General features: G+C 65.2%; 20 protein-coding genes. 15 read left to right on the forward strand and 5 right to left on the reverse strand.

Translation table 11 applies throughout. The features are described 5' to 3' along the window. Positions 1 to 141 precede the first annotated feature (141 nt). On the forward strand, positions 142 to 1,233 hold the full coding sequence (locus ACVISU_RS14915) for a hypothetical protein (RefSeq protein WP_456707424.1): 1,092 nt from the start codon (positions 142 to 144) through the stop codon (positions 1,231 to 1,233). Here the strand turns inward: ACVISU_RS14915 and ACVISU_RS14920 are convergent. Both ACVISU_RS14920 and ACVISU_RS14925 read right to left on the reverse strand, forming a co-directional pair. Continuing rightward, positions 1,230 to 2,534: an O-antigen ligase family protein gene (locus ACVISU_RS14920; protein ID WP_456710827.1), complete on the reverse strand. Its 1,305-nt coding sequence runs from the start codon at positions 2,532 to 2,534 to the stop codon at positions 1,230 to 1,232. The two genes, ACVISU_RS14915 and ACVISU_RS14920, sit on opposite strands and share 4 nt — an antisense overlap. Before the next feature lie 5 nt (positions 2,535 to 2,539). Then, positions 2,540 to 3,535 carry a glycosyltransferase family 2 protein gene (locus ACVISU_RS14925; protein WP_456707425.1) on the reverse strand — a complete coding sequence of 332 codons (996 nt, stop codon included), beginning with the start codon at positions 3,533 to 3,535 and terminating at the stop codon, positions 2,540 to 2,542. A 402-nt stretch (positions 3,536 to 3,937) separates the two neighbouring features. Between ACVISU_RS14925 and ACVISU_RS14930 the strand changes: the two genes are divergently transcribed. Continuing rightward, positions 3,938 to 5,026: a radical SAM/SPASM domain-containing protein gene (locus ACVISU_RS14930; protein ID WP_456707426.1), complete on the forward strand. Its 1,089-nt coding sequence runs from the start codon at positions 3,938 to 3,940 to the stop codon at positions 5,024 to 5,026. A gap of 74 nt (positions 5,027 to 5,100) precedes the next feature. Here ACVISU_RS14930 and ACVISU_RS14935 read toward each other — a convergent pair whose 3' ends face one another. Further along, complete coding sequence (locus ACVISU_RS14935) at positions 5,101 to 6,069, reverse strand: glycoside hydrolase family 26 protein (protein ID WP_050403728.1); 969 nt, start codon at positions 6,067 to 6,069, stop codon at positions 5,101 to 5,103. A gap of 418 nt (positions 6,070 to 6,487) precedes the next feature. Between ACVISU_RS14935 and ACVISU_RS14940 the strand changes: the two genes are divergently transcribed. From ACVISU_RS14940 to ACVISU_RS14970, 7 genes are all read left to right on the forward strand, one after another. Beyond that, positions 6,488 to 7,414 carry a DUF6492 family protein gene (locus ACVISU_RS14940; RefSeq protein ID WP_456707427.1) on the forward strand — a complete coding sequence of 309 codons (927 nt, stop codon included), beginning with the start codon at positions 6,488 to 6,490 and terminating at the stop codon, positions 7,412 to 7,414. Continuing rightward, on the forward strand, positions 7,408 to 8,850 hold the full coding sequence (locus ACVISU_RS14945) for a lipopolysaccharide biosynthesis protein (RefSeq protein WP_456707428.1): 1,443 nt from the start codon (positions 7,408 to 7,410) through the stop codon (positions 8,848 to 8,850). The genes ACVISU_RS14940 and ACVISU_RS14945 overlap by 7 nt, the downstream gene beginning before the upstream one ends. A gap of 4 nt (positions 8,851 to 8,854) precedes the next feature. After that, positions 8,855 to 9,673, forward strand: a complete 819-nt coding sequence (locus ACVISU_RS14950; protein ID WP_456707429.1) for a class I SAM-dependent methyltransferase — start codon at positions 8,855 to 8,857, stop codon at positions 9,671 to 9,673. Further along, complete coding sequence (locus tag ACVISU_RS14955; RefSeq protein WP_456707430.1) at positions 9,670 to 10,422, forward strand: polysaccharide deacetylase family protein; 753 nt, start codon at positions 9,670 to 9,672, stop codon at positions 10,420 to 10,422. Before ACVISU_RS14950 ends, ACVISU_RS14955 begins: the two co-directional genes overlap by 4 nt. Positions 10,423 to 10,575: 153 nt before the next feature. Beyond that, a complete protein-coding gene (locus tag ACVISU_RS14960; protein WP_456707431.1) occupies positions 10,576 to 12,894 on the forward strand; it encodes an exopolysaccharide transport family protein in 2,319 nt (772 codons plus the stop codon). Positions 12,895 to 12,959: 65 nt separating this feature from the next. Beyond that, positions 12,960 to 14,066, forward strand: coding sequence for a glycoside hydrolase family 5 protein (locus tag ACVISU_RS14965; protein WP_456707432.1), 1,107 nt, complete (start codon positions 12,960 to 12,962; stop codon positions 14,064 to 14,066). 91 nt (positions 14,067 to 14,157) lie between these two features. Next, on the forward strand, positions 14,158 to 15,660 hold the full coding sequence (locus ACVISU_RS14970) for a hypothetical protein (RefSeq protein ID WP_456707433.1): 1,503 nt from the start codon (positions 14,158 to 14,160) through the stop codon (positions 15,658 to 15,660). A 59-nt stretch (positions 15,661 to 15,719) separates the two neighbouring features. On the opposite strand, the gene ACVISU_RS14975 is transcribed toward ACVISU_RS14970, so the two are convergent. Then, positions 15,720 to 16,319, reverse strand: coding sequence for a 3-keto-disaccharide hydrolase (locus ACVISU_RS14975; RefSeq protein WP_050403736.1), 600 nt, complete (start codon positions 16,317 to 16,319; stop codon positions 15,720 to 15,722). 220 nt (positions 16,320 to 16,539) lie between these two features. On the opposite strand from ACVISU_RS14975, the gene ACVISU_RS14980 reads away from it, so the two are divergent. The 3 genes from ACVISU_RS14980 to ACVISU_RS14990 all read left to right on the forward strand — a co-directional run bounded on the left by ACVISU_RS14980 (position 16,540) and on the right by ACVISU_RS14990 (position 17,719). Beyond that, positions 16,540 to 17,010, forward strand: coding sequence for a cupin domain-containing protein (locus tag ACVISU_RS14980; protein ID WP_456707434.1), 471 nt, complete (start codon positions 16,540 to 16,542; stop codon positions 17,008 to 17,010). Positions 17,011 to 17,081: 71 nt separating this feature from the next. After that, positions 17,082 to 17,321: a DUF2171 domain-containing protein gene (locus ACVISU_RS14985; protein ID WP_050403738.1), complete on the forward strand. Its 240-nt coding sequence runs from the start codon at positions 17,082 to 17,084 to the stop codon at positions 17,319 to 17,321. Positions 17,322 to 17,344: 23 nt separating this feature from the next. Beyond that, positions 17,345 to 17,719: a hypothetical protein gene (locus ACVISU_RS14990; RefSeq protein WP_456707435.1), complete on the forward strand. Its 375-nt coding sequence runs from the start codon at positions 17,345 to 17,347 to the stop codon at positions 17,717 to 17,719. On the opposite strand, the gene ACVISU_RS14995 is transcribed toward ACVISU_RS14990, so the two are convergent. Continuing rightward, complete coding sequence (locus ACVISU_RS14995; protein ID WP_456707436.1) at positions 17,693 to 21,808, reverse strand: bifunctional diguanylate cyclase/phosphodiesterase; 4,116 nt, start codon at positions 21,806 to 21,808, stop codon at positions 17,693 to 17,695. The two genes, ACVISU_RS14990 and ACVISU_RS14995, sit on opposite strands and share 27 nt — an antisense overlap. A gap of 401 nt (positions 21,809 to 22,209) precedes the next feature. Between ACVISU_RS14995 and ACVISU_RS15000 the strand changes: the two genes are divergently transcribed. From ACVISU_RS15000 to ACVISU_RS15010, 3 genes are read left to right on the forward strand one after another with little or no spacing between them, the layout of a single operon-like run. Then, positions 22,210 to 23,262 (forward strand): Ldh family oxidoreductase, encoded by a 1,053-nt coding sequence (locus ACVISU_RS15000; protein WP_456707437.1) that lies wholly within the window; start codon positions 22,210 to 22,212, stop codon positions 23,260 to 23,262. Between the two features lie 24 nt (positions 23,263 to 23,286). Continuing rightward, positions 23,287 to 24,651 carry an LLM class flavin-dependent oxidoreductase gene (locus ACVISU_RS15005; protein WP_456707438.1) on the forward strand — a complete coding sequence of 455 codons (1,365 nt, stop codon included), beginning with the start codon at positions 23,287 to 23,289 and terminating at the stop codon, positions 24,649 to 24,651. A 12-nt stretch (positions 24,652 to 24,663) separates the two neighbouring features. Further along, positions 24,664 to 25,449, forward strand: a complete 786-nt coding sequence (locus ACVISU_RS15010; RefSeq protein ID WP_456707439.1) for a fumarylacetoacetate hydrolase family protein — start codon at positions 24,664 to 24,666, stop codon at positions 25,447 to 25,449. The last annotated feature ends 24 nt before the right edge of the window (positions 25,450 to 25,473 follow it).

Raw genomic sequence — 25,473 nt, forward strand, 5'->3', positions numbered from 1 at the left:
GGACGATCTGGCTGCTCTTGAGCAGGGATTGGCAAGAACGGTGCCGTCGCACACGCGCGCGGGGTTACGCAAAGCTAATGTCTCGCCGATATGGCTAACCGCGACGTTTCCGGAGCCGGCCGCCGTGGCCGACAGGACTGAATGACTGTACCACCCCGATATCGCGCGCTGTTCCTCGGCGCCGGGCCGCGGATGCACTGCGGCGTCGGGCAATTCACTCGCCTTTTGCAGGAGACGATCGACAAGATCGAGCCCGGCGCGACCACGGCGTTAACCCTGACCCAGACCGATGGCAGGATCAGCGAGATCTGGCGCGCGGTCGGCAGCGCGGACAGCGTGGTCTGTAACTTCCCGATCGTGGCCTGGAAGCGCGTGATCGTGCGGCCGCTGCTCGCGCTGCTGTTCGCCCGCCTGCGGCGCCGCAAGGTCGTCTTGATCCAGCACGAATGGGCCGGCCTCAACGGCATCCGCCGGCTGACCTATATTCCCGCGCTATGGTTCGCCAACGCCATTGTGATGTTCTCGCCGCTGGTACGCCGCGAACTCGCCGACGACCGGATCATGCGTGGCATGGTGCGGAAATGCGTGCTGGCGCCGCTGCCGCCGAACATCGCGGCGCCGGCCGGCTTCGCGGACTCGATGTTGCTGCAGCGGCTCGTCGCGGCACGCAGCAACGGCCAGCTCATCGTCGGGCATTTCGGCTCGATCTATCCCGGCAAGCAGCCGAACGGGCTGCTCGAGATCGGCGCGATCCTGAAGCAGCGGGGCCTGCAGCCCTTGATCGTCTATGTCGGCTCCTTCATCCGCGGCACCGACAATATCGAGCAGAAGTTCTATGCCCGCGTCGCCGAGCTGGGGCTCAAGGGCGATGTGATCGTCTCCGGCTATGTCGCCTCCGACCACGAGGTATTCGGCCTGCTCGGCGAGATCGACGTGTTCTGCTATTCGCTGGCGGAGGGCCTGACCGCCCGGCGGTCGAGCATCCTGGCCTGCGTGCAGTCCGGCCGGCCGCTGATCGTCACCGGCCCGGCGCTGCCGGACGAATTCGACCATCATCCGCGCTTCAAGGAACTGATCGACCGCGGCGCCATCCTGCTGGTGCCGCGCGACGCCGACAGTGCCGGCTATGCCGACCGGATCGTCACGGCGCTGAAGCGGCCGACCGTCCCCGTGCCGTTCGATTTCGACGCTTGGTGGACGGATGTCGCCAACGGCGTCCGCGCGCAGCTCTAGCTACGCATCCGGAACCGGGCCAGATAATGCAGCCCGAATACCGCGATCAGGAACGTCACCCAGATCGTATCGGCGCGATCGAGAAAGAAGCTCTCCATCGACGACAGATAAAGTCCGAACAGCCAGATGCGCAGGAACAGCATCGTCAGCGGCGCATCATTGCCGCCGCGATCCGCGGCCTGGAAGTCGCGCAGCGGCTTGACGACAACCGCCGCGATCAGCAGCACGAGACCCGGCAGGCCGGTCCCGAGCGCGGTATCGAGATAGCCATTGTGGCTGTGCGAGGCGTAGCCCGCCCACTCCTTGCCTTCCTGCAGGTTCTGGATCGCGCTAGTGCCCCAGAACGACTCGAAGCCGTAGCCGGTCCATAACCGCTGGTGCAGCGATTCGAGGGCGAACGCCCAGATGTCGGCGCGGCCGGTGAAGGAGGTGTCGATCGGCATCCGGTCGGCGATCGCCGCCAGCGTATCGCTCATCACGGTGCCGACGCTGAACAGGTTGAGCAACAGCAGCGGCGTCAACAGCAGCAGCGCGCGGCCCGACAGCGAGCGGATCACCGGCATCAGCGCGGTCAGCATCAGCACGGCGAGGCAGAGCACGATCGCGCTCTTGCCGGCGGTGAAGAACAGGAACACCGCGGCAAGCCCGGTCACCGCGATGCCCGACAGCCAGCCGCCGGCCCGCATCAGATAGATGCCGATGAAGATCAGCATCGCCATCATCGCGGCCGCGACGTTCTTGTGGCCGAACGCGCCGCGCCAGTTGCCGGCAAGCGCCGGTTCCTGCGGATCGGTGGCCTGGTGGATCGACAGATGCGGCGCCAGCAAGACGCCGAGGTAACACGTCACCAGCAGCACCAGGGCGGCGATGCCGAACCAGCGCATCAATTCGCCCTGCGATTTCGGCAGCAGCAGCAGCGTCGCGGTTACCACGATGACGAACACCGACAGCGTCAGGCGGCGCAGCGAGGTGGCAGGATCGGACGACAGCACGACGGTGACGCAGGTCCAGCCGGCGAACAGCAGGAAGGCCGGCGTCAGCAGCGATTTCAGCGCCGGCAGATTGTCGCGCAAGGTCAGAGCCAGCATCGCGACCATCAGCACGCCGAACAGCGCGTACAGCACCGCATCCTTGCCGGTGACGACGTCGCCGACATGGAAGCCGCTCAGATCCGCGAACGGCCGCAGCGATATCCAGACCAGCAGGAAGATGCCGACAAAGAATGCACCTCGGACGATATCCATCACAGGCCGGCGCGCAACCTCGGCGATCAGCGCCCGGCCTTCCGCGGTGACAGACATCTCACTCACGGGGCGATCTTGGAAGCCGCATAAGGCTGCGGCTCGATGCCGAGTACGGCAAGCGCGCTGCCGACCGCGACCACCATCGGGTGCATCGCAATCACCGCCTGATGCTCGCGCAGCACGATGCGCGTGAAGCGATACAGCGAGAACGGCACCAGGCCGAACATCTTGGCCTTGACGGCCGCGCGCGACCACATTGTCTGCGCCGCCTTGCGCTCGATGTGATAGTTGATCGCGCCGATCCGCAATCCGCGCCGCACGATCCAGCCGAGACTGGTTCGGGTCGAGGGAACGGTCTCGCTGATGATGGCGTCCGTAACCCAGAAGAACCGAAAGCCGGCGCGGCGCGCCCGTGCGAAGAAATCGTGGTCGCCGCCGCCGAGGAAGTTGAAGCGCAGGTCGAAGGCGGGCTGGCCGAGCCTTTCGAATACCGCGCGCCCGATCAGGCAATTGCCGCAGCCATAGATCACCGGAACCGGACCGCTGGTATGATAGGCGGGCGCAAACGCCGGATGCCGCTTGAGGCTGCGCTTGTGCTTGTCATCGAAGTTCGGCCACACCGGCCCGCCGACGATCTCGGCGCCGGAGGTCTCGGCGGCCTGCACCATCCGCTCCAGCCAATCCGGCGAGGCGACCTCGTCGTCGTCGATCATCAGGAAGTTCTGCGCGTTCGGGAAGGTCTCGAGCGCGGTCTCGAATGCCGCGTTGATCGCCTGGCAATTGCCCTGCCGCGGCTCGACGACGCAGACGCCGCGAAGCTTGCCGGAATTGAGAAACTCGGCCGCTACCGGCGCGCTCTCGCAGTGCGCCGCATCGTTCTCGACCACGACGATCGCGAAGCTGCGCTCGGTGCGCTGCGCCGCCACGGACTCCAGCGTCAGCCGCAGGTGCTTCGGGCGCCGGAAGCTCGGAATGCAGATAACGGTATCGATGGAGCAATCCAGCGCGGGCGAGTTGGTGACCCAGGCGCGGTCGGCTACAGCAAGCTTGGTCGACATCTCCATGCCCTCCTGGCAATCGCGATTCGCACGACGCATCGTCCCGGCACGGATCGGAATGGGACAGGGCCGTCCCAAAGTGACCGACACCGGTGGCAATACGGACGCGGCGCGAACGTTACGGCGACCTCATGGCAAAATCCGCTCCACAGGAGACCCGCGTTACCGCAACTTCGTCGCAAGGTTAATTTGAAGTCGAACGAAGCGATTTGCAGGCATATGCGACAGTGCGGCAGGCGGCTTCACCATCGGCGCCACGCTGTTAGCTGATCCTTAGGGTTAAGAGCCGTCACGCGCGCGTGAAGCGTGCTTTACGCTCCAGTTGGCATTCAATTTGCTGATCACCCCATAATTTTCGATCGTTCCGATCGCAACAACGCAAAACACTGCCAGAGGTTCACCTTGAAAGCGCTCGACCTCGTCTCGCTCGGCACCAAGCATGTCCGCAACGCCCTCTCGGAAGAGCTCTATTTGCGTACCGGACGCGACGTCACCCGCCCGGCCGCGATCTTCGCCGAGGTCGTCGAACGCTGCAACTACAAGTGCCGCTACTGCGACTACTGGCGCCGCCCGAACTATCGCGACGAGATGTCGATCGCCGAATGGCAGCGCGCGCTCGCGAGCCTGAAGCAATTCATCGGCGCCTATCACGTCGAGTTCGCCGGCGGCGAGCCCTACATCAAGAAGGGCTTTCTCGACCTGCTGCGGTTCTGCCGCGATAACGACATCCACTGGGGCGTCACCACCAATGGCGGCGCCTACCTCAACAAGAAGATCGTGGCGCAAACCGTCGCGGCGCGCCCGTTCAACATCAACATCTCGATCGATTCCACCGATCCGGCGATCCACGACTACTCGCGCGGCGTCGAGAACTCGCTGCACAACATCGTGCAGGGCATCCGCAACGTCGCCGAGCAGCGCCGTGTCGAAGGCTTGGATTTCCCGATCATCATCAAGCCGGTCGTGCATCGGCTGAACTTCCGCCGCCTGCCCGAAATGGTCGACTGGATCCAAGAGATCGGCGCTACCGCGCTGAGCTTCCAGCCGGTCGAGCAAGGCACGCAGGAGGTCGAGGACGAACTGTGGATCGGTGAGAGCGAGCTGGACGATCTCATCAAGGTCCGCGACGAGCTGTTGCGCATGAAGCGCGACGGCGCGCCGATCCTCAACGGCGAGGCCGTGTTGCGGGCCTGGCCGAACCATTTCCGCCGCGAAAAGGCGCCGAAGGAAGTGATGCCGTGCCGGGTCGGCATGCGCAATTATTTCATCCGCTCCGACGGCCGCCTGGAAACGTGCTGGTTCTTCAAGCCGATCGGCAACGTGCGTACCCAGACCGCACGTGAGATCTGGTACAGCGAGGAAGCCCGGGTCCGCCGCAAGGAGACCGTCGCCTGCGACAAGCTCTGCCTGTTCACCTGCCTTGCGCAGCGCACGCTGCAGGACAAGCTGAAGATGGGCCTGACGCTGCTAACCAACACCAAGGCCGCCTGACGCAGCGAGAGAAAGGCAACAAAGCCCGGTAGGTTCGTGGGACCGATCGGGCTTTTTGCTCGATCGCATTGAGTTCAGCCCGCGAACAGCCTTCGGAACAGGCTGGCCGATTCGGGAAACTGGCCGTTGTCGATCTGCGTTGGCCACAGACCGTCGACATCGAAATAGGCCGCATAGGCGATCGCAGCCTGATTGGCGGCAAACCAGTCGTGCATCTGCTGCACGAAAAACGCATTGTCGCCGGACTGGCCGACGCCCCATTCCGGATAGCTCATCAGCTTGCCGTGCTTCGCTGCAAACGTCTGCTGCCATTCGAGGCCGAACGGAGCCTTCAGGCAGGAATTGGTCCAGCGCTCGGCCGCGCTGCCGGCCGATTTGAAATCGTAGACGTCGAGGCCGATGAAATCGACGACGTCATCGCCGGGATAGGCGGCGTCGGCCGGCATGTCCTGCGCACCCCAGCCCGGACACCAGTCGAACTTGAAACGGCGGGAATGTCGGCGGAAGATTCCAACCACGCGGCGGAACGCCCTGATGTAGTCGTCTTCATGCCCCTTGGCGAACCAGCCCGAGCTGGAGATGTTCATCTCCCAGCCGAGGCGGATGATCGCTTTGGGATGCGCCGCTGCGATGGCGCGCGCGGCCGCCCCGAACTCGGCGTCGTGCAGGCCGCCCGCGACATCGGCAAGCGGCGTGCCGGCCATGGTGAGCGGCACCGACCACACCACATTGCGCGCCGGATTCAGCTTTTTCCAGAGCCCCGGCACCCAATCGAGCTTGTGAAAGTCGTCCCAGCTGCTCTGGCCGTAGAAGTCGACGCCGAGCACTGACGACCGCGGCCGATTGAGCCATGTCTCCCAGGCCTGCAGCACTTGCTCGCGGCCGGTCTCGCCCCAATTGACGAAGGCGCCGGCGAACCGTGCCGAACCCGTGCCGAGCTGCGATCGGGCCGGTGGCGCGGCCCGCGCGGTCGACAGTCCGTTCAGCGCAAGCGCCGCGAATGCGAGGGCACCTCGCCGCGTGATTCCGTGATCAGTTGGCATCCCGCGCTCCAGTCGGCTCGCTCGCGGCGCGCGTGCCAAAAGCACACAGCGCGGCCAGCGCGGATGTCTCGAAATGGACTGATGTTGCAGTCGGCCGTTTGGCCGCGCCGCTGACCCGCCGAAAATGCCACCGAATCCGCATGTGCACTCACCTGCGCCGACCTCGTCGGCATTCGAGACGGCAGCACTGCAATATCCAGGCAACATCCCGGTCCAGCGCCAAAATCGCGCAACCGAGCGATGATTGTCGATCCATTACCGACCGCGGCGGGCCATCATTTACCATTGCTTAACCATCAACGCCGCCGATAGGGCCATCAAATCTCTCCGGCACTGATCTTGCTGAACTCGGGTTCAGGACAAGTCTGGCGGCTGCGATGTGCCGCCGTGAAACGGTGTCGCCGGAGAGAGTTACGAGATGAACCCTGTCGCGTTGCTGACCCCGACCTACGGGCGCGATCTGGAAATCTGCACGCTGCTCTGCGAGAGCGTGGATCGTCACGTCACATCGTTCTCCAGGCACTATCTGCTGGTGCCGGATTGCGACCTGCCGCTGTTCGCGCCGCTGGCCAGCGAGCGCCGCATCATCATTCCGGCCTCGTCCTTCCTGCCCGACTGGCTGCGGCCGCTGCCGCGCATGATCCAGCGCAAGCGCCGCCAGTTCTGGTGGTCGCTGCGCACCAAGCCGGTGAACGGCTGGCACGTCCAGCAGATCCTGAAGATCGCGGCGACGATCGCGTTGCCCTATGAGCGGTTCTGCATCCTGGATTCCGACATCGTGTTCTTCCGTGATTTCGACCTTTCGCGCTTCCAGCATCCGAACACGATCCCGCTGCTGAAGACGGCCGATGCCGTAACCGCCGACCAGCCGCGCCATTCGCGTTGGCTCGAGACCAGCCACCAATTGATCGGCCTGCCGACGCCGCCGTTCCCGGCACCGGATTTCATCGGACACATCATCTTCTGGGACAAGCAGACCACGCGTGCGCTCACTGAGCGCATCGAGGCCGTCTCCGGGATGAGCTGGATCGAGGCGCTGTGCCGGACCCGCGAGTTCTCAGAATATCTGCTGTACGGCTTCTTCGTCGAGAACGACGAGTCCGCCGCACTGCGTCACTCCGACGTGCCGAAGACGCCATGCGTCAGCTACTGGGACGATCCGACTCTAAGCAAAGACGAACTCACCCGGCTGCTGCTGCGCGCCGACAGGGACGACGTTGCGTTCTCGATCGCGTCGTTCTCGGGGACGCCGGTCGCGACGATTCGCGAGGTCGTGGCCGAGAGCGACGCCATCCTGGCGTCGTCGGCGGCCGGGACGCTTTCGGAGTTCGCCGCGTCATGCTGATCGGACAGGCCAGCATCAACCTGACCGCCAACGTGCTCTCGGCACTGCTTGGACTGTTCAGCGTATTCATTTTCACGCGGCTGTTCGCGCCGCATGACTATGGCATCTATCTGCTCGGCGTCGGCTTCGCCTCGGTCATATCGGTCTTCCTGGTCGGGTGGTTTCGCAACCTGATCCTGAGCGGCCACGCCCGCAATGACGGCACCGACGTCCGCGGCCTGGTCGTGTCGGGCTATCTGATCTGCTGCCTCACCGCGCCGATCGCCTGGCTGCTGGCCCGCCACGTCGGGCTCGATGCCGCCGCCGCGCTCGCGGCCGTGGTCCTCGCTGTTGCAATCGGCCTGTTCGAGTTGACGCAGGATCTGCTGCGTGCACGGCTGAAGGCGTTTTCGGTCATGAAGGCGACGCTGGTCCGCGCCGCCGCCCTGCTCGGCCTGGGGGTCGCGGTTGCGCTGGTCAGCCCGACCGGCGTGCTGCTGCTGCTCGCGGCCGCCACAGCCTATCTCGTCGCCGTGCTCCTGCAATCGCGCAGCGGGTGGCGCGGCACCGTCGTCACCTTCGACCAGGCCGACCTGCGGTCGCTTGCCCGCACCGGCCTGCCGCTGACCTTGTCGCTGACGCTGCTCGCGATCTCGAGCGTGACCGACCGTTTCATGATCGCCAACCTGGTCGGCGCCGCCGATGCCGGCAAATATGTCGCGGCGCTCGACCTGGTGCGCCAGACCCTGATGATGCCGGCGATGAGCATGGCCGCGGCGTTCTTTCCGATGGCCGTGCAGATCCATGCCAGGCAGGGCGACGCCGCGGTCAGGACCCATCTCGCCGATTGCTTCGAGCTGCTTGCCGGCGTCACGCTGCCGGCCTGCCTCGGCTTCGCGCTGATCGCCCCGCATGTCGCCAACATCGTCCTCGGTCCCGCCTTCCGCGCAGTTGCTAGCGAGATCATGCCGGTCATCGCGATCGCCGTGCTGTTCCAGGTGCTGACGCAGCAATATCTGCATGCGAGCTTCCTGCTGTCGGGACGCAACTCCTTCTACCTGATCAACACCGCCTCGATCATCGCCGCGAACGTGATCCTGTCCTACGGGTTGGTCAGCCTTTACGAGACGGTCGGCGCAGCTTGGGCGCGGCTCGGCGCCGACACCACGGGCTTTGTCTGCGCCTTGGTCCTGAGCCGCTTTGCCTTCCGGATTCCGATCCCGATCGGTCGGCTCGCGCTGATCGCTATCGCCGCGCTCGCGATGGCGCTCACCGTCGGCGCACTCGACCGCATCCTCGCCCTCGCCGATCTCCCTGCCAGCATCGTGCTGATCGCGGCCGGGCTCGTCGTTTATGCCGCGCTCTGCTGGCTGTTCGACATCGCGCGGCTGCGCGGCAGGCTGAAGCGGGGCGTTGTCATGTTCCACACCAGATCCGCAAACAGCAACGTTGGATGAGCCGATGAACAGATCCCTCGCGCTTGCTACGCGTCCCGCCCCGCTCACCGAACTCACGATGCCCGTCCCCGCTGAAATCCATCCGGAATCACTGCTGGCCCTGCCGCCCGGCGAAGCCAAGCGGAGCCTGCTCACGGTTCACAGCATCCTCGAGGCCCGGCTGCCGGCCGGTCGGCTCGCGATCTACGAAGCCGGCGGCGGCTCGACCAGCTATCTGCCGCTGGGCGTGCTGCGCCGTTCGCATGTGACCGTCGTCGACATCGACGCCGATCAGATCCGCAACAACAGCTATGCGCAGGAAGCCATCCTCGGCGACATCCAGACCTATCGCTTCCCGCCAGGGCAGCGCTTCGACCTGATCATCTGCTACAACGTCATCGAGCACATCCCCGACGTGGAGGCCGTGCTGCGCGGGTTCTGCGAGGCGCTGAAGCCGAACGGGCTGCTGTTGATCGGCGCACCGAACCCGAAGTCGCTGTCGGGCATCGTCACGAAATACTCCCCGCACTGGTTCCACGTCTGGTTCTACCGGCATGTGCGCGGCGAGAAGCACGCCGGACTGCCGGGCGAGGCGCCGTTCCCGACCCATTTCCATCCGCTGGTGACTCTCGGCAACCTCGAGGCGTTCGCGGCCGGCCACGGGCTGCAGGTGATCTATCGGAAGAAATACGAGAGCCCGCGCTATCCCGAGATGCGCAGACGCAAGCCGCTGCTGGCCGCGCTGATCGACGCGGGCGCGAAGGCGATCAACACGCTATTGCCGGGCAAGATCGACGTCCGGCACGGCGACTACCACGTGATCTTGCGGAAACTTGGCTCATGAACGCATTGTGGTCGGAAGCCAGGGTCAAGGTCAGCCACCGGCTGGCGATGCATGTGCAGGTCGAGCGTTTTCGCCTGAACAATGCCACGTCGATGGTGACCTTCACCTTTGACGACCTGCCGAAAAGCGCGGCGACATTCGGCGCCGACATTTTGGAGTCCTACGGCGCTCGCGGCACGTTCTACGTGTCGGGCGGGCTGGTTGGACTGGACGCACCCGACTGGACCACCGGCAGCGCCGACGACGTCGTCTCGCTGCATCGCCGTGGCCATGAGATCGGCTGCCACACCTTCTCGCACCGCCGCGCCTGCGACCTCGACGAGAGATCGCTGGCCGCGGAGATCGCGCGTAACCGGACCTATTTCCATTCGCTCGATCCGACGATGCCGGTCGAGAGCTTCGCCTACCCGTTCGGCTACGGCTCCTACGCGCGGAAGCACCTGTTGAGGTCCGAATTCCGCACCTGCCGCAGCATCGTGCCCGGCGTGAACAGCGGCGAGGTCGACCTGCAGTTCCTCCGCGCCATGCCGCTGATCGACCGCCAGATGTCGCGCGACCGGATCGACATGGCCTTCGCGGAAGCGGCAAAGGTGAACGGCTGGTTAATTTTCTACAGCCACGACGTAGCCGAGGTACCGAGCCTCTATGGCTGCACGCCCGATCTGATGACCTATGCGCTGGAGGCGGCGGCGCGGCGCAATGTCCCGGTCCTGACGATGGCGGAGGCGTTCCGATGCGCCCGCGCTTAAACCCTTTGTTTGCCTTTCTGGTGAATAGTTGGCGAATGAGTATGGTTAATTTTTCGTGTTGCGTGTTTTTCGCGTCGTCTCGTGCGCGTTGCGTGGCCCGAAAGAGTGCTCCTCAGCCGATGCGTGCGGCCATTCAGACGAAAGCTGGGGTCGATGCTTAGCTATGACCAGCCGATCGACCGGGCCAAACCGGAGCCGCGCCGGGCCGCAATCCCGGCCGGCTTCAACCTGCTTGAGCTGGTCCGCCTGTTGTGGGCGCGCAGGGTCGCGATCGTCTCGGCCGCGCTGCTCTGCGCCTGCATCGCGGTTGCGATCGGCAAGAGCCTGACACCGAAATATACCGCCGGCGCCCAGCTCTATGTCGATCCGCGCGAGCTGCAATTGGTCGAGCGCGAGCTGACCCCGCGCGCCCAGGATGTCTCCGGACTCTCGATGGTGGTCGAGAGCCAGTCGCGCCTGATCACATCAAACAACGTACTGCTGCAGGTGATCCGCGACACCAATCTGGTGAAGGATCCCGAATTCGGCGCTGGCGCCGCAAGCCGCGGCCTGCTCGCCGCGCTGCTCGGCCTGTTCGGCATCGAGCCGCGTACGACGGCGGAGCAGCAACAGCAGATCGAGATGAACACGCTCGACACGCTGAACCGCCATATCAACGTCAAGAAGACCGATCGCACCTTCATCGTCGACATTGACGTGTGGTCGCACGATCCGGTCAAGGCGGCGATGCTCGCCAATGCGATCGCCAAGGCCTATCTCACCGAGTCCAAGCAGTCGCAGGCGGAGGCCGCGCGGCGCGCCACCCGCGACCTGTCCGGCCGGCTGAAGGAGCTGCAGCAGCGCCTGCGCAACGCCGAAGAGGCGCTCGCGACCTACAAGGCGCAGAACAACTTCGTCGGCTCCCAGGACAATCTGCTGACCGACCAGCAGCTCTCGGTCGGCAACCAGCGGCTGGCCGCGGCGCGGGCGCTGACACTCGATGCCCAGGCCAAGTTTGACCAGATCGAAGCCAGCCGGCGCGGAGCGATGGACGCGGGCGCAATTCCCGAAGCGCTGCAGTCGCCGACCATCGCCAACCTGCGCTCGCAATATGCCGATGCCAAGAAGCGGCAGGCCGAGCTGCAGGGCGAGCTCGGGCCGCGCCATCCGGCGCTGCGCCAGGTCGACCAGCAGGTCGAGGACCTGCGCCGGACCATCAAGGAAGAGATCGATCGCTTTGCGGTATCCGCGAAGAACGATCTGACCCGGGCGCGCGACTATGAAGCCTCGCTCAACAAGGCGCTCGAAGTTCAGAAGCACCAGAGCGTGCAGATGAGCCAGGCGTCGGTGCGGCTGCGCGAACTCGAGCGCGAGGTCGATGCCAGCCGCGACGTCTATCAGTCCTTCCTCAAGCGCTCGCGCGAGACCGAGGAGCAGGAGAGCCTCAACACCTCGAGCGCGCGCGTGATTGGCGATGCGACGATCCCGCAGCAGCGCACTTTCCCGCCGCCGATGACCCTGCTCGCGATGATCGGCTTCATGCTTGGCGGGCTCGCCGCCGCGGCGTGGATCGTTGCGGCCGGCCAGCTGGCACCCGGCGCCGATCCGATCCGTCCCAGGCTCCAACCGAAACACGATGCCGCGCCGGAACGGCAGCCCATCACCGCGATGGCCAAGCCGGCCGTGCAGGCACCGCCCGCGATCCAGCCGGCCGCCGCTCTCATCGACAAGCCGGTGATCGAGAAGCCGCTGATCGCCGAGCTGCAGGAATCCGATGTCATGCGCACGCTTGGCGGCATCCTGACCGGCGACAATCCCGCCGACGTCACGCGGTTCGGCTGGCCGACGTTGCGCACCAGTTCGGCGCTCGGGCCGTTCTCCAACACGATCCGGCAGATCCATGCGGTGCTGGCGACCGGCACCGCTCCGAACGCCGTCCCCGTGCTGGCCGTGCTCGGCACCGTCGACGATCCCGACCGCAGCGTTGTCGCGCTCAACATCGCGCTCGTTGCCGCACGCGACGGCGCCCGCGTCCTGCTGATCGACGCTGACCCAACCGTCCACGCCCTGACCGACAGGGCCGGGCATCCCCTCCGGAGCAGGCCGAGCCGGCTCGACCGGCTCACCATCGGCAGCAAGGCGTCTCGCGCCATCAACACCGCAAACGGCATTGCCATACTGCCGGCGATCAAGGGCAATCCCGCCAAGGCCGGCGAGGCGATCCAGCAGGCGATCGCGCAGGCGCGCTCCGCCGGCAGCCACGACCTCGTGATCATGGACGGGCCGCCGATGCCGTGGAGTGCGGATGAACGACGGCTGTTCGACATGGCCGACGGACTGATCGCGGCACTGCCAGTGGATCGCGACATCAACGCGTCGATGGAAGACATCATCACCGCGCTCGGTGGCGCCGAGCGCAAGCTCGCCGGTGTCGTTCTCAACGAACTCCAGTCCAGCGTCGCAAGTCGGCAACACGACAGGCAGTATGCGTGAGCGACGCACCAGCCGCGCCACGTTCGGCGTCGCCGCTGCAACATTGATCGCGAGTTGATCGTCCAATGGCCCGGCTATCGATCCCCGCCATCATCGCCACCGCATCCATTCTGCTGTCCGTCGCCGCGCGGGCCTGCCCCGCCCTGATCGAAGGCGTCCCCGCGGACCGGATCAAGGCGTTGTCGCGCGGCGTCAGTGCCGACGGCTGGATCGTCGATCCGCGGTCGGCGCCGCCGCGCAGCCTGCTGCTCGAACTGCGCAAGGCCGGCCTGACCCACATCCGGCTGCCGGTGCCCGCCGACTTCGTCATGCCGCGCTTCGCTGCGAAGGCGGAGATCGACAGCCGGCTGCAAACCGTCGATGCCGCGTTGAAAGCCCTGCTCGCACTCGGCTATGCCGTGTCGATCGACCTGCATTCGGGTCAGGACTTCAACGCGCTGCACAAGGACGACCCGGCCGGCGCGATGGCCGAAATGAAGAGCGCCTGGACCGCGCTCGCGCGGGTCATGGAGCGATATCCCTTCGATCGAGTGTTTGCGGAACTCCTGAACGAGCCGGAGGTCGATGCCACGCAGTGGCAGCGCGAGGTCCGGGAGTTGGCCGGCTTCATTCGCCAATTGCTGCCGCAGACCACGCTGATCACGGGTCCGGTCAACTGGCAGCGTGCGGACTCGCTGCCGGGCTTCACGCCGCTCGACGATCCGAACGTCGTCTATGCCATCCACTTCTACGATCCGATGGTGTTCACCCATCAGGCCCACTGGGACCCGAACGAGCCGCTCCACGACGTCGTTGGATTGCCCTATCCGGCCCGTGCCGGCGATCCCAGGGTTCAACAATTGCGAGAGCAGCTGACCGCGCTGAACAAGCCCAGGGCGCTCGCGATGGTCGACCGCGCCATCCCGGGTCGCGGCATCGACCAGTGGCTCGAGCCCGCGGCTGCCTGGCAGCGGCAGTATTCCCGCCCGATCATCATCAATGAGTTCGGGGTGCTGAAGGCCGGCGCGCCGCGCGACAGCCGGCTGCGCTGGCTCGCCGGCGTCACCGCCTACGCACGGCAGCAGTGCTGGGGCTGGACCCATTGGGAGCTCTCGCAGGGCTTTGGCCTCGCCGACTCCTCTACCGGCAAGGCCGACCGCGACGTGCTGAGGGCGCTGCTCGGAACGCACTAACCGATCTGGTTAACCGGTTCTTTCACAATGCGCGGCTAGATCGACGATGCGGGTGCGGCACGCCCCCATCCGGTCATTTAGGTCAGAGCCTGTGCGAGCAGACATAGCCCCGCGGCCGCTGTTGGCCGGCGACCTCATTCCTGCGCTCGGCATCGCCGTGGCATCGATCGCATTCGCTCCGATCATGCAGGCTGCCAATGCCGGGCTCGCTATCGTGGTGGAAAGCCTGATCGGCTGCTCCATCGTGCTCGCGGCCCCGGCCTATGCGCCGTCGATCGCCGTCTTCATCATCTTCTTCCAGAACCTGTTCGTCTCGATCCTGTCGTCCACCATGACGACCGAGCAGGAGATGGATTTCGTCAAGGGCTACAATTTCCTGATCTGCGCGGTGATGTGGCTGGTGACGCTGGCGCTATACATGCTGCGCGAGCGCAAGCATTCGCCCGAGATCGACCGGATCATGAATTGGGGGCTGATGACCCTCGCGGTCGTGGGGATGTATTTCCTGCTCGGCGCCACGCAGGACACGCATGCGGCACTCGTCTATCTGCGCAACATCGCGTTTCCGCTGTTTCTGTTTCAGCTCTCGTTGCTGACCGCCGCAACCTTCGAGCTTCGCATTACACCCTTCCTGGCGACCGTCGCCACGCTGCTGATCGTCTGCGGCTATGTCGAATTGCTGTTTCGCGATTTCTGGCTCGAAATCACCAACGGCTACACGTTCTGGCATTTCGACGAACTGAAGGCGACTCGCTCCGGATCCTGGGAAGCCCAGATGCGCCAAACCGGCAATGTCCCGGTCGATCTGATCGACCGCTTCCGTTTCAGCTTTCTCAACAGCCCGCTGTTCGAGGATCTCGGACTGTCGTCGATCCTGCGCATCTTCGGACCGAATATGAGCCCGATCAGTTTCGGCTACGGGATCGCCTTTTCCATCCTGTTCCTGTTCGCGGTCGGATATCGCTGGCTGGCGCTGGCCGCAATCCCGCTCTTGATCTTCTGCAGCGTGAAGGGCGCGCTCATCCTGGTCATTTTCGTGGCCCTGGCCTGGACGGCAACCTGGCTATTCGGCGCCACCATCACCCTTGCCCTCGCACTGGTCGGACTCGTGGTGTACGCCATCGCGGCGATCCATATCGGGCTGCAGATCGGCGACTTTCACGTGATCGGCTTCATGGGCGGCTGGGACGGCTTCCTGCACAACCCGATCGGCCGTGGCCTCGGCGTCGGCGGCAATCTCTCCGAAGGTTACTTCTCGATCGACTGGAACGCCGCGCAAGCCGCCGGCACGATGGACGGCGCGGTCGAGAGCGCCGTCGGCGTCCTGCTCTACCAGATGGGGATCGGCGCGGTGGTCCCGCTCGGCTTCTTCTTTGCGGTGGCGCTGAAAGCCTGGCGCCTCTACGCCTCGTCCGGAATTCTCATTCAAGGGCTCGCTGCGTTCGGCACGATGGTCGTGCTGGTGAACGGCATCTTCCAGGAGGAGGCGCTATTTGCGCCGGCGGCGCTCGGGCTGTTGTTGTGCATGACCGGGCTCGTGCTCGGTCATCATTTGCGCACGCAAGGCGAAGATCTGACGGCCCCCCACGGATAGCACATGACACGCGATCAAACCCGGCCGCGGCGCGGCCGGGCTCTCCTCGGCTTGCGTTGTCAGAGCGGCTTGATCTGCACCTTGCGGAACTTGACCACGCCGGAACCATACTGGAGCGCGATGTAGCCGCTGGCGTGCTTGGTGTCCTGCGCGTCGACGGTCTTCTGGCCGTTCAGCGTCACGACGAAATGCGGCCCCTGCGCCATGATCTCGTAGACGTTCCACTTGCCGGCCGCCTTCGGCATCGGATCGACCTTGCCGACGTCGACGATCGCGCCGGTGCCGTAGGTCGGGTCGGGCCGCTTGTCGAAGATGTTGACCTCGTAGCAGACCTTGGAGTCGATGACCTTGTTGCCTTCGCAGCGGATGAAGACGCCGCTGTTGGCGTCCTCGTCGGTCCAGAACTCCGCCCGGATCTGGAAATCCTTGTACTGGGTCTTGCTGACGAGATAAGAGAGATCCTTGCCATCGAGCTTGTCGGCGACCAGCGCGCCGTCCTTCATGGCCCAGTTGGCCTTGCCGACCTCGTCCCAGTCGCCCTTCCTGGAGCTGTCGAGCAGCGTGACCCAGCCGTCATCGCCCGATGCAGCAGTGGAGAATTGCAGCGCGGCCGCACCGATCACGAGTCCCGCCGCCAGTATCGACAGATGCTTCTTCAAAGTTATCCTCCCGTCTTTTTGGTTGGCGCGCAACCTATCATCGTCCGCGGCGTCGTAAATGCGTTTTTCATATTGCAACTGCGTTGTGTCACGACCCGATGCCGCAATCTTGAGAGCAGACATGCGCGGGCGCGTCTTGTCCCGCGCAAGCGGGAGCGCTTAGCATCATGCGAGATACGGGCGCGGTAGTCGCCCGAACGAACCGATCTCGGAGGATACGATGGCGGCGTCGAACCGGTCCTGGCGATACCTGATGATGCCGCTGGCCCTTGCGGGCACGCTGAGCGTCAGCGCCGCGGCAGAGCTCAATCCGGCCGCCGTCACCTACAAGCTGCCGGACCAGATTCCCTGGAGCGCGGTCGACGCGCGCGGCGCGCAGAATGCCGTCGTGGTCGGCGATCCCTCGAAGCCGGGCTTCTACATGGTCTACACCAAATGGACCAAGGGCAATCACTTCAGCCGTCCGCATTTCCACCCGAACGACTGCTACATCGTCGTGCTCAAGGGCACCTGGTGGGTCGGCTCGGGTCCGAAATTCGATCCCGATCATGGCACCGTGGCAATGCCGGCGGGCAGCTTCGTCACCCATTTCGGCAAGCAGGTGCATTGGGACGGCGCCAAGGACGAGGACGCCGTGCTGCTGATCATGGGCGAAGGCCCGGCCACCGCGACCGAGGTGGAACAGAAGTAGCCGCACGCGGCTAGCAACCATTCCATCCACCCAGCGTTTCACCCCTCATCATCATGACGAGGAGATAACGCATGGCAACAGCTGCCGACATTCGGGAACATATGGACGTGATCTCGTCGGACAAGAAGACGGTCGGCAAGGTCGACCACATGGAAGGCACCGACAAGATCAAGCTGACCAAGCAGAGTTCACCCGACGGTCAGCACCACCATTTCATTCCGCTGTCCTGGGTCGATCATGTCGACCAGCACGTCCACCTCAACAAATCGGGCTCCGACGTCACGGCGCATTGGCAGCACGGTCGCCAATAGCCGCGTTGCGCGAGGTGCGTGGGATGCTATCATCCGGCTTCGAGGAAGGGCCTTCGATGCATCCCGCCGCCAAGCTGCAATTTGCCCGCATTGCCGACGAGTTCGCGCGATGGCGCGCCATTGCCGAACCGGAACGGCCGCCGGCGCCGGCATGGTGGTGGGGACCGGCGTTCGAGATGCGCGATACCGCCGAACCGCTGCCGTCGAATTGGTGCCGTCGGTTCCGTCTGGCCGACGGGGCGAGCTTTGCGGAGGCGTCGGCGGCGCTGCGCCGGACCCTGGCCGGCCAGGCGATCCCGTCCTGGCCCTATGATTTCTCGCGCCTGATCGCATCGACCGATTCCGACGTCCGCGATCTGCCCGTGCAGCCGTCAGACGACAGCGCGTTTCCACCCTAGATCCGGCCCGGCCTCATTGGTCGTCTCGCTGTCCAGCAACGGCTGCAACGGCGGCGACGTCAGCACCGGCGATTTCTTCAGCAACTCGGCGAGATCCCGCGGCGGCAGCGGCCTCGAGAACAGGAAGCCCTGCATCTCGTCGCAGGCATGCGCGCGCAGGAACTCCTGCTGCTCGGAGGTCTCGACGCCCTCAGCCACGATGGTCATGCCGAGCGCCTTGCCCATGCTGATGATCGCCTGCGCGATCGCGACGTCCTCGGAATCATCAGGCAAATCGCGCACGAAGGAGCGATCGATCTTGATTGTGTCGATCGGGAACTGCTTCATCAGCGACATCGACGAATAGCCGGTGCCGAAATCGTCGATCGCAAGCCGAATGCCGCGGTTCTGGATGGCGTCGAGCACGCGGACCGCGCGCGTCACGTTGCGCATCACCATGCTTTCGGTGACCTCGAGCTGCAGCAGCGCCGGCGACATGCCGCTCGCCGCCAGCGCCGCGTCGATGTCGTCGAGCAGGTTCGGATCGCCGAACTGCCGCGGCGAAAGGTTGACCGCCATCGTCACCGCCCTGAGGCCACGGTGCTGCCACGCCATGTTCTGCGCGCAGGCCGCCTTCAACACCCAGCGGCCGATCGGCACGATCAGCCCGATCTCCTCGGCGAGCGGAATGAACTGCCCCGGCGAGACATTGCCAAGCTCGGGATGGCTCCAGCGCAGCAGCGCCTCGACGCCGCTGATCTGTCCGCTCGCCATGTCGACCTTGGGCTGATATTCGAGCGAGAACTGGTCGCGCTCCAGCGCGCGGCGCAGCGCGCTCTCCATCGTTAGGCGCTCGATCGACTGCGCCCTCACCTCGTTGGAGAAGAAGCGGAAGCCGTTCTTGCCGTCCTCCTTGGCGAGATACATCGCCATGTCGGCATTCTTGGTGAGCGTCTGCACGTCGGAGCCGTCGGTGGGATAGGTCGCAATCCCGATCGAGGCCGTGGTGTGGCACTCATGCCCGCTGAGCTGCATCGGTTGGCTGAGTGCGACCAGGAGATCGCCGGCGATCCGCTCGACGTCGTGCCGTTCGGCGGTGTCCTCCAGGATGACCACGAATTCGTCGCCGCCGAGCCGCGCCACCACGTCGCTTGCACGCAACGATCCGCGCAGCCGCTCGGCGATCGCCACCAGCAGCATGTCGCCGGCGTCGTGGCCGAGCGAGTCGTTGATCACCTTGAAGCGGTCGAGGTCGATGAACAGCACCGCGAGCGGCCGGCGATGGCGATCCGCCGCCGAGATCGCGTGACGCAGCATCTCGTTGAAGGTCTCGCGGTTCGGCAGATTGGTCAGGCTGTCATGCGAGGCGAGATATTCGATCCGCTCATCGGCCTTGTGCTTCTCGTCGGCGCGGTCGAAGCTCTCGAGCGCGAACGCCAGATTGTCCGCGAGTCGCTGCAGCAGCTCGGCGAATTCCGGCGTGAACGTATCCTTCTCGATCGCGACGAAGATCATGACGCCGACGACCGATCCGTTGACGATCAGCGGGAACGAGGCACCGGACTGCGTTCCATCGAGGCGAGCGCGCTCATGGAAAGCGGCGGTCTCCGTATCGGCAAAATAGTCATTGATGATGCAGGCCTTGCCCGACCGGAACGCCCTGCCGCAGGCGCCGCGCCCCTCGGGGTGCGCCTCGCTAGTCGAGAGCGTCACCTGGCTCGCGCCGTCGGCCGCCGGGCCCGCGATCGCGACGATGCGGAGATAGTCGCTTCCGGGCTGCGCCAGCGCGATGGTGGTCGAGGTGAACTTGCCGCCGGTCGCTGCCGCCTCGCAGACCAGCTGGTAGAGCTCGGTGCGGGACTTCGCCCGCATGATCGCCTCGTTGGTCGCGCTCAACGCCGCGAACATCCGCGACAGCCGCTCCTTCTGCTCGTCAGCCCGGGCCTTCTCGTCGGCGCGATCAAAATTGGCCAGTGCAAACGACACGTTCTCGGTGAGCCGCTGCAGCAGCGCCATCATCTCCGGGCTGAAGGTGTTGAACTCGCCGGAGAGGAACACCAGCGCGCCGATCGCCTCGCCGTTCTTGAGCAGCGGCAGGGCTGCGCCGGACTTGCTGCCGCTGTCGCGCACGACCGGATAGACATGCGATTCGGGGCCGAAGTCGCTGAGATAATCGTTGCTGATGCAGGGCCTGCGAGTGCGGATCGCAACGCCGGTCAGCGTCTGTCCCTCCGGACGCGTCGCATCGGCCGACAGCTGGACTTCGCGGGCGCGTACCCGATCGGGGCCGGAAGCAGCCACGTTCTCCAGGAAGACCTCGCCCGGCCGCACCAGCCTGATCGTGGCCGAGATGAATTGACCGCCGACTGCGGCGGCATCGCAAACCAGATCGAACAGCTCGCTGCGGGATTTCGCCCGCATGATCGCCTCGTTGGTCGCGCTCAGCGCCGCGAACATCCGCCTCAGACGTTCCTTCTGCTCCTCCGTGCGCGCCTTCTCGTCGGCGCGATCGAAGCTGCCGAGCGCATAGGCGACGTTGTCGGCGAGCCGCTGCAGCAGCTCGGCGAACTCGGCCGAGAAGGTGTTGCGCTTGGCCGAGATGAACAGCATCACGCCGACCGGATCGTCGTCGACGATCAACGGAAATGCCGCGCCCGATCGCGCATCCTCGCGGTCGATGACGTCGCGGAACGGGCTGTTGGCGACGTCGCCCAGAAAATCGTTGTTGACGCAGGCACGCCTGGAGCGGAACGCCCTGCCGCAAACCCCGCGTCCTTCCGGACGCGCCTCGCTGCGCGAGACGTTGAGACGGCGCGCATTCTCGGCGGTCGGCCCCGCGACCGCCATCATCTCCAGGAAGTCGTCGCCAGGTTTCGCGATCAGGATGCTGGTCGAGTTGAACCCGCCGCCATGCGCTGCCGCGGCGCAGACCAGCTCGAACATCTCGAGGCGCGACCGCGCGCGCATGATCGCCTCGTTGGTCGCGCTCAGCGCCGCAAACATCCGCGACAGCCGCTCGCGCTCGGCATCGGCCTTGGCCTTCTCGGTGGCGCGGCCGAACGTGTCAAGCGCAACCGAGACGTTCTCGGCAATGCCCGCCAGCAGCGCGATGATCTCTTCGTCGCGGGCCCAGGAATTGCCGATGAAGAAGATCAGGACGCCGATGCTCCTGCCGAACCGGGTGAGCGGCAGCGCGACGCAGGCCATCAGGCCGCCGCCACCGGCTTCCGTCTGTGCGGCGCCCGCCGATACCGGAATGTCGTGCTCGATGCACGGCCGTTTGGTCCGGAACGCCTCGCCGCAGATGCCCTTGCCGTAGAGATTGTCCGGGTCGGTCGAAAAGCGCGTCTGCGTGATCAGGTCGAGCGCCTCGCCGGTGCCTGCGACCGGCTCGAGCCAGTGCGTGTCGGGCTCGGCCAGCAGCACTACGGTCGCGAAGGATTTGCCGCTGAACACCGCGGCATCGCACACCCTCTGATAAAGATCGTGCTCGGTCTTGGCGCGAAGGATCGCCTCGTTGGTTGCGCTGATGGCGCCGAACATGCGGTTGAGCCGGCGCATCGCCCGCTCGCCGCTCTTGCGCGACGCTTCATGGTCGAAATTGTCGAGCGCGTAAGACACGTTGGCGGCCATGCGCTCCAGCAGCGACACGATCTCCTCGCCGAGCGAGTCGACCTCGCGCCGGGTCACCATGAAGACGCCGACGCTGCGGCCGTTGCAGACCAACGGCATCGCCGCCGCCGCACCAACGCCAGCTGCCGCGAGGCCGCTACGCCAGGCCGACGAACGGGCATCGTTGACATAGTCGTTGCTGACGCTGGCGCTCTGATCGCGGAACGCCCGCCCGGCCACGCCCTCCCCATCCGGGGTGTTGGCGAGGGCGGAGATCGTGATGCTGCGCAGGCGCGCGACATCGTCGCCGCAACCGGCCGCGAACAGCAGCCGACCGGTATCGGGCTCCAGCAAAAAGACGGTCGCGGCCAGGAAGCTCCCACTCGAGAACGCGGCTTCGCAGACCTTTCCGTACAATTCTTCTGGTGATTTCGCGTACAGGATCGCTTCGTTGGTCGCATTCAACGCCGCGAATGTACGCCCGATGCTCGACTGCACGATCCCTGAAGGCCCCAGGGCCACCCCCTTCAACTGCCGGGGAACATTGCCCGCGAGAGGCCTAAGTGGCGGTTAGCGCATCCGGCAAGTTGTGAGACAAAGTAAACGGCTGACGAATGCCGAAGAGCGTTTTCCGGGATATTACGGACGTCAGTGTGCCAGGTTGAGGCGGAGCGCCGAAAGGCACGGACTGCCGTCTTGGTCGTCCCGCCGCGGCGCCCAAATTCCGCATCGCGACCGCACCCGTTTCACTCGGTGAAAATATCGCCGGGAGCACTCTGCTGGCGGTATGGCGGACCGGATTTTCCGCCCTTGCTCGGCAAGCTGCGCTTTGAGAGCATGAGCCTGACAACAGCAAGCAAGACCCGCGCATCACGCGGGCGGACCGCGAGGAAAATCCCATGCCGATCGTCCAGGCCGACCGTCTCACGCGCATCGGCGCGGCGCTGCTCCGGGGCGCCGGCGCATCGGAGGAGGAGGCCGATGCGGTCGCCTCCGGCTGCGTCAACGCCAACCTCGCCGGCCATGACTCCCACGGCGTGATCGCGATCCCGACCTATATCGACCGCATCAAGGCCGGCCATATCGTGCCCGGCGCGAAATGGACCATCGTGCAGGAGACGCCGACCACGACCGTGATCGACGGCCATTGGGGGTTCGGCTTCCACGTCAACGCCAAGGCGATGGAGATGACCATCAACAAGGCGAAGACCGCCAATGTCGCGGCCTGCACCGTTTTCCGGCAGAGTCATGTCGGCCGTCTCGCGCATTACCCGATGATGGCGATGCGCGAAGGCATGATCGGAATTGCGGCCGCGGATTCCGGCCGCTCGCCGAAGCACGTCGCGCCGTTCGGCGGCCGCGAGGCCCGACTCGGCACCAACCCGCTCTCGATCGCGGTGCCCTCCGATCTCGAGGCGCCGTTCTATTTGGACATGGCGACCTCGGCGGTCGCGGCCGGCAAGATTCAGCTTGCCGTGGCGCGCGGCGAGAGCATCCCGAAAGGCTGGATCATCGATGCCGAAGGGCGCGACACCACCGATCCAAAAGACTATCGCAAGGGCGGCGCGCTGCTACCGCTCGGCGGCAGCGAAGGCTACAAGGGAAGTGGCCTTGCCGCGATGGTCGAGGTGCTGTGCGGCCTGCTGACCGGCCTCGGCTTCGGCGTCGAGCCGACCGGCCGTCACAACGACGGTTGCTTCATGGCGGTGTTCAACGTCGCCGCATTCCGCCCCTTGCAGGATTTCAAGAAGGAGGTCGCCGACTTCGCCCGCTACCTGAAATCGACGCCGCCTTCGGAAGGGAGCCGCGGCGTGTTTTATCCGGGTGAGGTCGAATTCATCCGCGAGCAGCAGCGGCGCAAGGACGGCATCGAGATCGAGGACGCCACCTGGGACAAGCTCAAGGCGCTCGCCGCCGACTACAAGCTGACCGACGACCTCGATCTTCGCTGACGCATTCAGGCACAGGAGAACGACATGACACGGCAAATGGCGTTGGTTGGCTTCTTGCAGGCGCAGAACTGCACCAACCTGCCGGGCTCCTGGCGCCACCCGGAGTCGCGCGACGATTCGATGTCGGCGGACTACTACCAGGAGATCGCGCGCATCCTGGAGCGCGGCAAATTCCACATGGCGTTCTTCGACGATCGCCTTGCAATGCCCGACCGCTACGGCAATGATCACGCCCACACCGTCGAATACGGCATCCGCTGCGTGAAGATGGACCCGATCGTGGTGCTGACCACGATGGGCATGGTGACCACCAGGCTCGGCCTCGCCTCGACTGCGTCCACCACCTATTTCGAGCCGTTCGACGTCGCCCGCCGCTTCGCCACGCTCGATCTGATGACAGGTGGCCGCGCCGCCTGGAACGTGGTGACCTCGGTCAATGACGGCGAAGCCCTCAACATGGGCCGCGAGCAGCATCTCGAGCACGATCTGCGCTACGATCGCGCCGACGAGTTCATGGAGGTGGTGCTCGGCCACTGGGACGCCTGGGAAGACGGCTCGCTGGTGATCGACAAGACATCCGGCCGCTTCGCCGATCCGACCAAGGTGAAGCGGCTCGACCACAAGGGCACGTTCTTCACCTCGCGCGGCCCGTTCACGGTGCCGCGCTCGGCGCAGGGCCATCCCGTCGTGATCCAGGCCGGCGCTTCCGGCCGCGGCCAGCGCTTTGCCGGGCGTTGGGGCGAGGTGATCTTCACCGCGGCGCGCAACCTCGCCAATGCGAAGCAGGGCTATGACGCGATCCGGGGCGAAGCCGCCAAGGCCGGGCGCGATCCCGAGCAGATGTTCCTCTGCAATCTGATCACGCCGGTCACCGGCGCGACCAAGGCCGAGGCCGAGGACCGCATGGCCCTGATCCAGAAGCTGCCGCTCGAGATCGACGCGCTGTCGCTGCTCGCCGAAGGCCTCAACTTCGACTTCGGAGCCAAGGGGATCGACGAGCCGCTGACCACGGAGGAACTGCAGGGCATGCAAGGCATGCTCGGCATCCGCGACGGCGTGCTTCGCACCTCCGGCAAGGCCAATCCCTCGACCCGCGACTTCATCACCTTCTCCGGCCGCGGCCAGGTGCAGGACGCGATGGTGGGCGGCCCGAAGGAGATTGCCGACCGGCTGGAGGAAATGTTCGAAGGTCGCGGCTGCGACGGCTTCGTCGTCGCGGCGAGCTATGTGCCGGGCTCCTACGCCGACTTCGTCGATCACGTGGTGCCCGAGTTGCAGAAGCGCGGCCTGTTTCACAAGGACTACGCCGGCACGACGTTGCGGGAAAATCTCGGGCTGAAGCGCCCGGCGGCCGGCGCCTGGAAGACCCGTGCGCAGGCCGCGGAATAGAAGGACATCATCATGCGCTGGCTGAAATTCACCGCCGCGGGCACGACTTCCTGGGGCCTCGTCGAGGGCGACACCGTCACGACCGTCAACGGCGATCCGTTCGGTGAATGGAGCAGGACCGCGAAGACCCACGCCCTGAACGACGTCAAGATCGAGCTGCCGCTGATCCCGCGCACCTTCTACTGCGTCGGGCTGAACTATCTGAAGCATCTCAAGGAAGCTGCCGACAAGGCCGGCACGGTGCCGAACGTGCCCGATCGTCCCGAGATCGGCTACCGTGCGCAGAACGCGCTGATCGCCCATGACGAGAATGTCGTGATCCCGGCGAGCGCGACCGAGAAGATCCATTACGAGGGCGAGCTCGTCGTCGTGATCGGCAAGAAAGCCAAGCACCTCACCGAAGCCAATGCGATGGACTGCGTGTTCGGCTACACCATCGGCAACGACGTCTCCGAGCGCAGCTGGCAAAAGGCCGACCGCGGGCTGTGGCGGTCCAAGAATGCCGACACCTTCAAGCCGATGGGCCCGTGGATCGAGACCGATGTCGATCTCGATCGCATGGAGACCGCGATCCGCGTCAACGGCAAAGAGACCGGCCGCTTCCGCACCAACGAGATGATCTTCGGCATCGTGCCGTTCCTCGTCGAGCTATCGAAATATTTCACGCTGTCGCCCGGCGACGTGATCTGGATGGGCACCGACGGCGCCTCGCCGGACCTGAAGGACGGCGACGTGGTGGAGATCGACATCACCGGCATCGGGACATTGCGGAACAGGTTCGTGAAGGAGAAGGTGTGAGGCACGCCGCGGTGTCCTAAACCC

This window comes from Bradyrhizobium sp. USDA 4452 (assembly GCF_054063575.1).

What these genes read in the sequence shown, in the direction of transcription:
- ACVISU_RS14985 (WP_050403738.1), top strand. Translation starts at nt 17,082, where the DNA reads ATGGCAACAGCTGCCGACATTCGGGAACATATGGACGTGATCTCGTCG.
- ACVISU_RS14925 (WP_456707425.1), bottom strand. Translation starts at nt 3,535, where the DNA reads ATGTCGACCAAGCTTGCTGTAGCCGACCGCGCCTGGGTCACCAACTCG.
- ACVISU_RS15010 (WP_456707439.1), top strand. Translation starts at nt 24,664, where the DNA reads ATGCGCTGGCTGAAATTCACCGCCGCGGGCACGACTTCCTGGGGCCTC.
- ACVISU_RS15005 (WP_456707438.1), top strand. Translation starts at nt 23,287, where the DNA reads ATGACACGGCAAATGGCGTTGGTTGGCTTCTTGCAGGCGCAGAACTGC.
- ACVISU_RS14965 (WP_456707432.1), top strand. Translation starts at nt 12,960, where the DNA reads ATGGCCCGGCTATCGATCCCCGCCATCATCGCCACCGCATCCATTCTG.
- ACVISU_RS14955 (WP_456707430.1), top strand. Translation starts at nt 9,670, where the DNA reads ATGAACGCATTGTGGTCGGAAGCCAGGGTCAAGGTCAGCCACCGGCTG.
- ACVISU_RS14940 (WP_456707427.1), top strand. Translation starts at nt 6,488, where the DNA reads ATGAACCCTGTCGCGTTGCTGACCCCGACCTACGGGCGCGATCTGGAA.
- ACVISU_RS15000 (WP_456707437.1), top strand. Translation starts at nt 22,210, where the DNA reads ATGCCGATCGTCCAGGCCGACCGTCTCACGCGCATCGGCGCGGCGCTG.
- ACVISU_RS14990 (WP_456707435.1), top strand. Translation starts at nt 17,345, where the DNA reads ATGCTATCATCCGGCTTCGAGGAAGGGCCTTCGATGCATCCCGCCGCC.
- ACVISU_RS14935 (WP_050403728.1), bottom strand. Translation starts at nt 6,069, where the DNA reads ATGCCAACTGATCACGGAATCACGCGGCGAGGTGCCCTCGCATTCGCG.
- ACVISU_RS14960 (WP_456707431.1), top strand. Translation starts at nt 10,576, where the DNA reads ATGCTTAGCTATGACCAGCCGATCGACCGGGCCAAACCGGAGCCGCGC.
- ACVISU_RS14950 (WP_456707429.1), top strand. Translation starts at nt 8,855, where the DNA reads ATGAACAGATCCCTCGCGCTTGCTACGCGTCCCGCCCCGCTCACCGAA.
- ACVISU_RS14945 (WP_456707428.1), top strand. Translation starts at nt 7,408, where the DNA reads ATGCTGATCGGACAGGCCAGCATCAACCTGACCGCCAACGTGCTCTCG.
- ACVISU_RS14980 (WP_456707434.1), top strand. Translation starts at nt 16,540, where the DNA reads ATGGCGGCGTCGAACCGGTCCTGGCGATACCTGATGATGCCGCTGGCC.
- ACVISU_RS14920 (WP_456710827.1), bottom strand. Translation starts at nt 2,534, where the DNA reads ATGTCTGTCACCGCGGAAGGCCGGGCGCTGATCGCCGAGGTTGCGCGC.
- ACVISU_RS14915 (WP_456707424.1), top strand. Translation starts at nt 142, where the DNA reads ATGACTGTACCACCCCGATATCGCGCGCTGTTCCTCGGCGCCGGGCCG.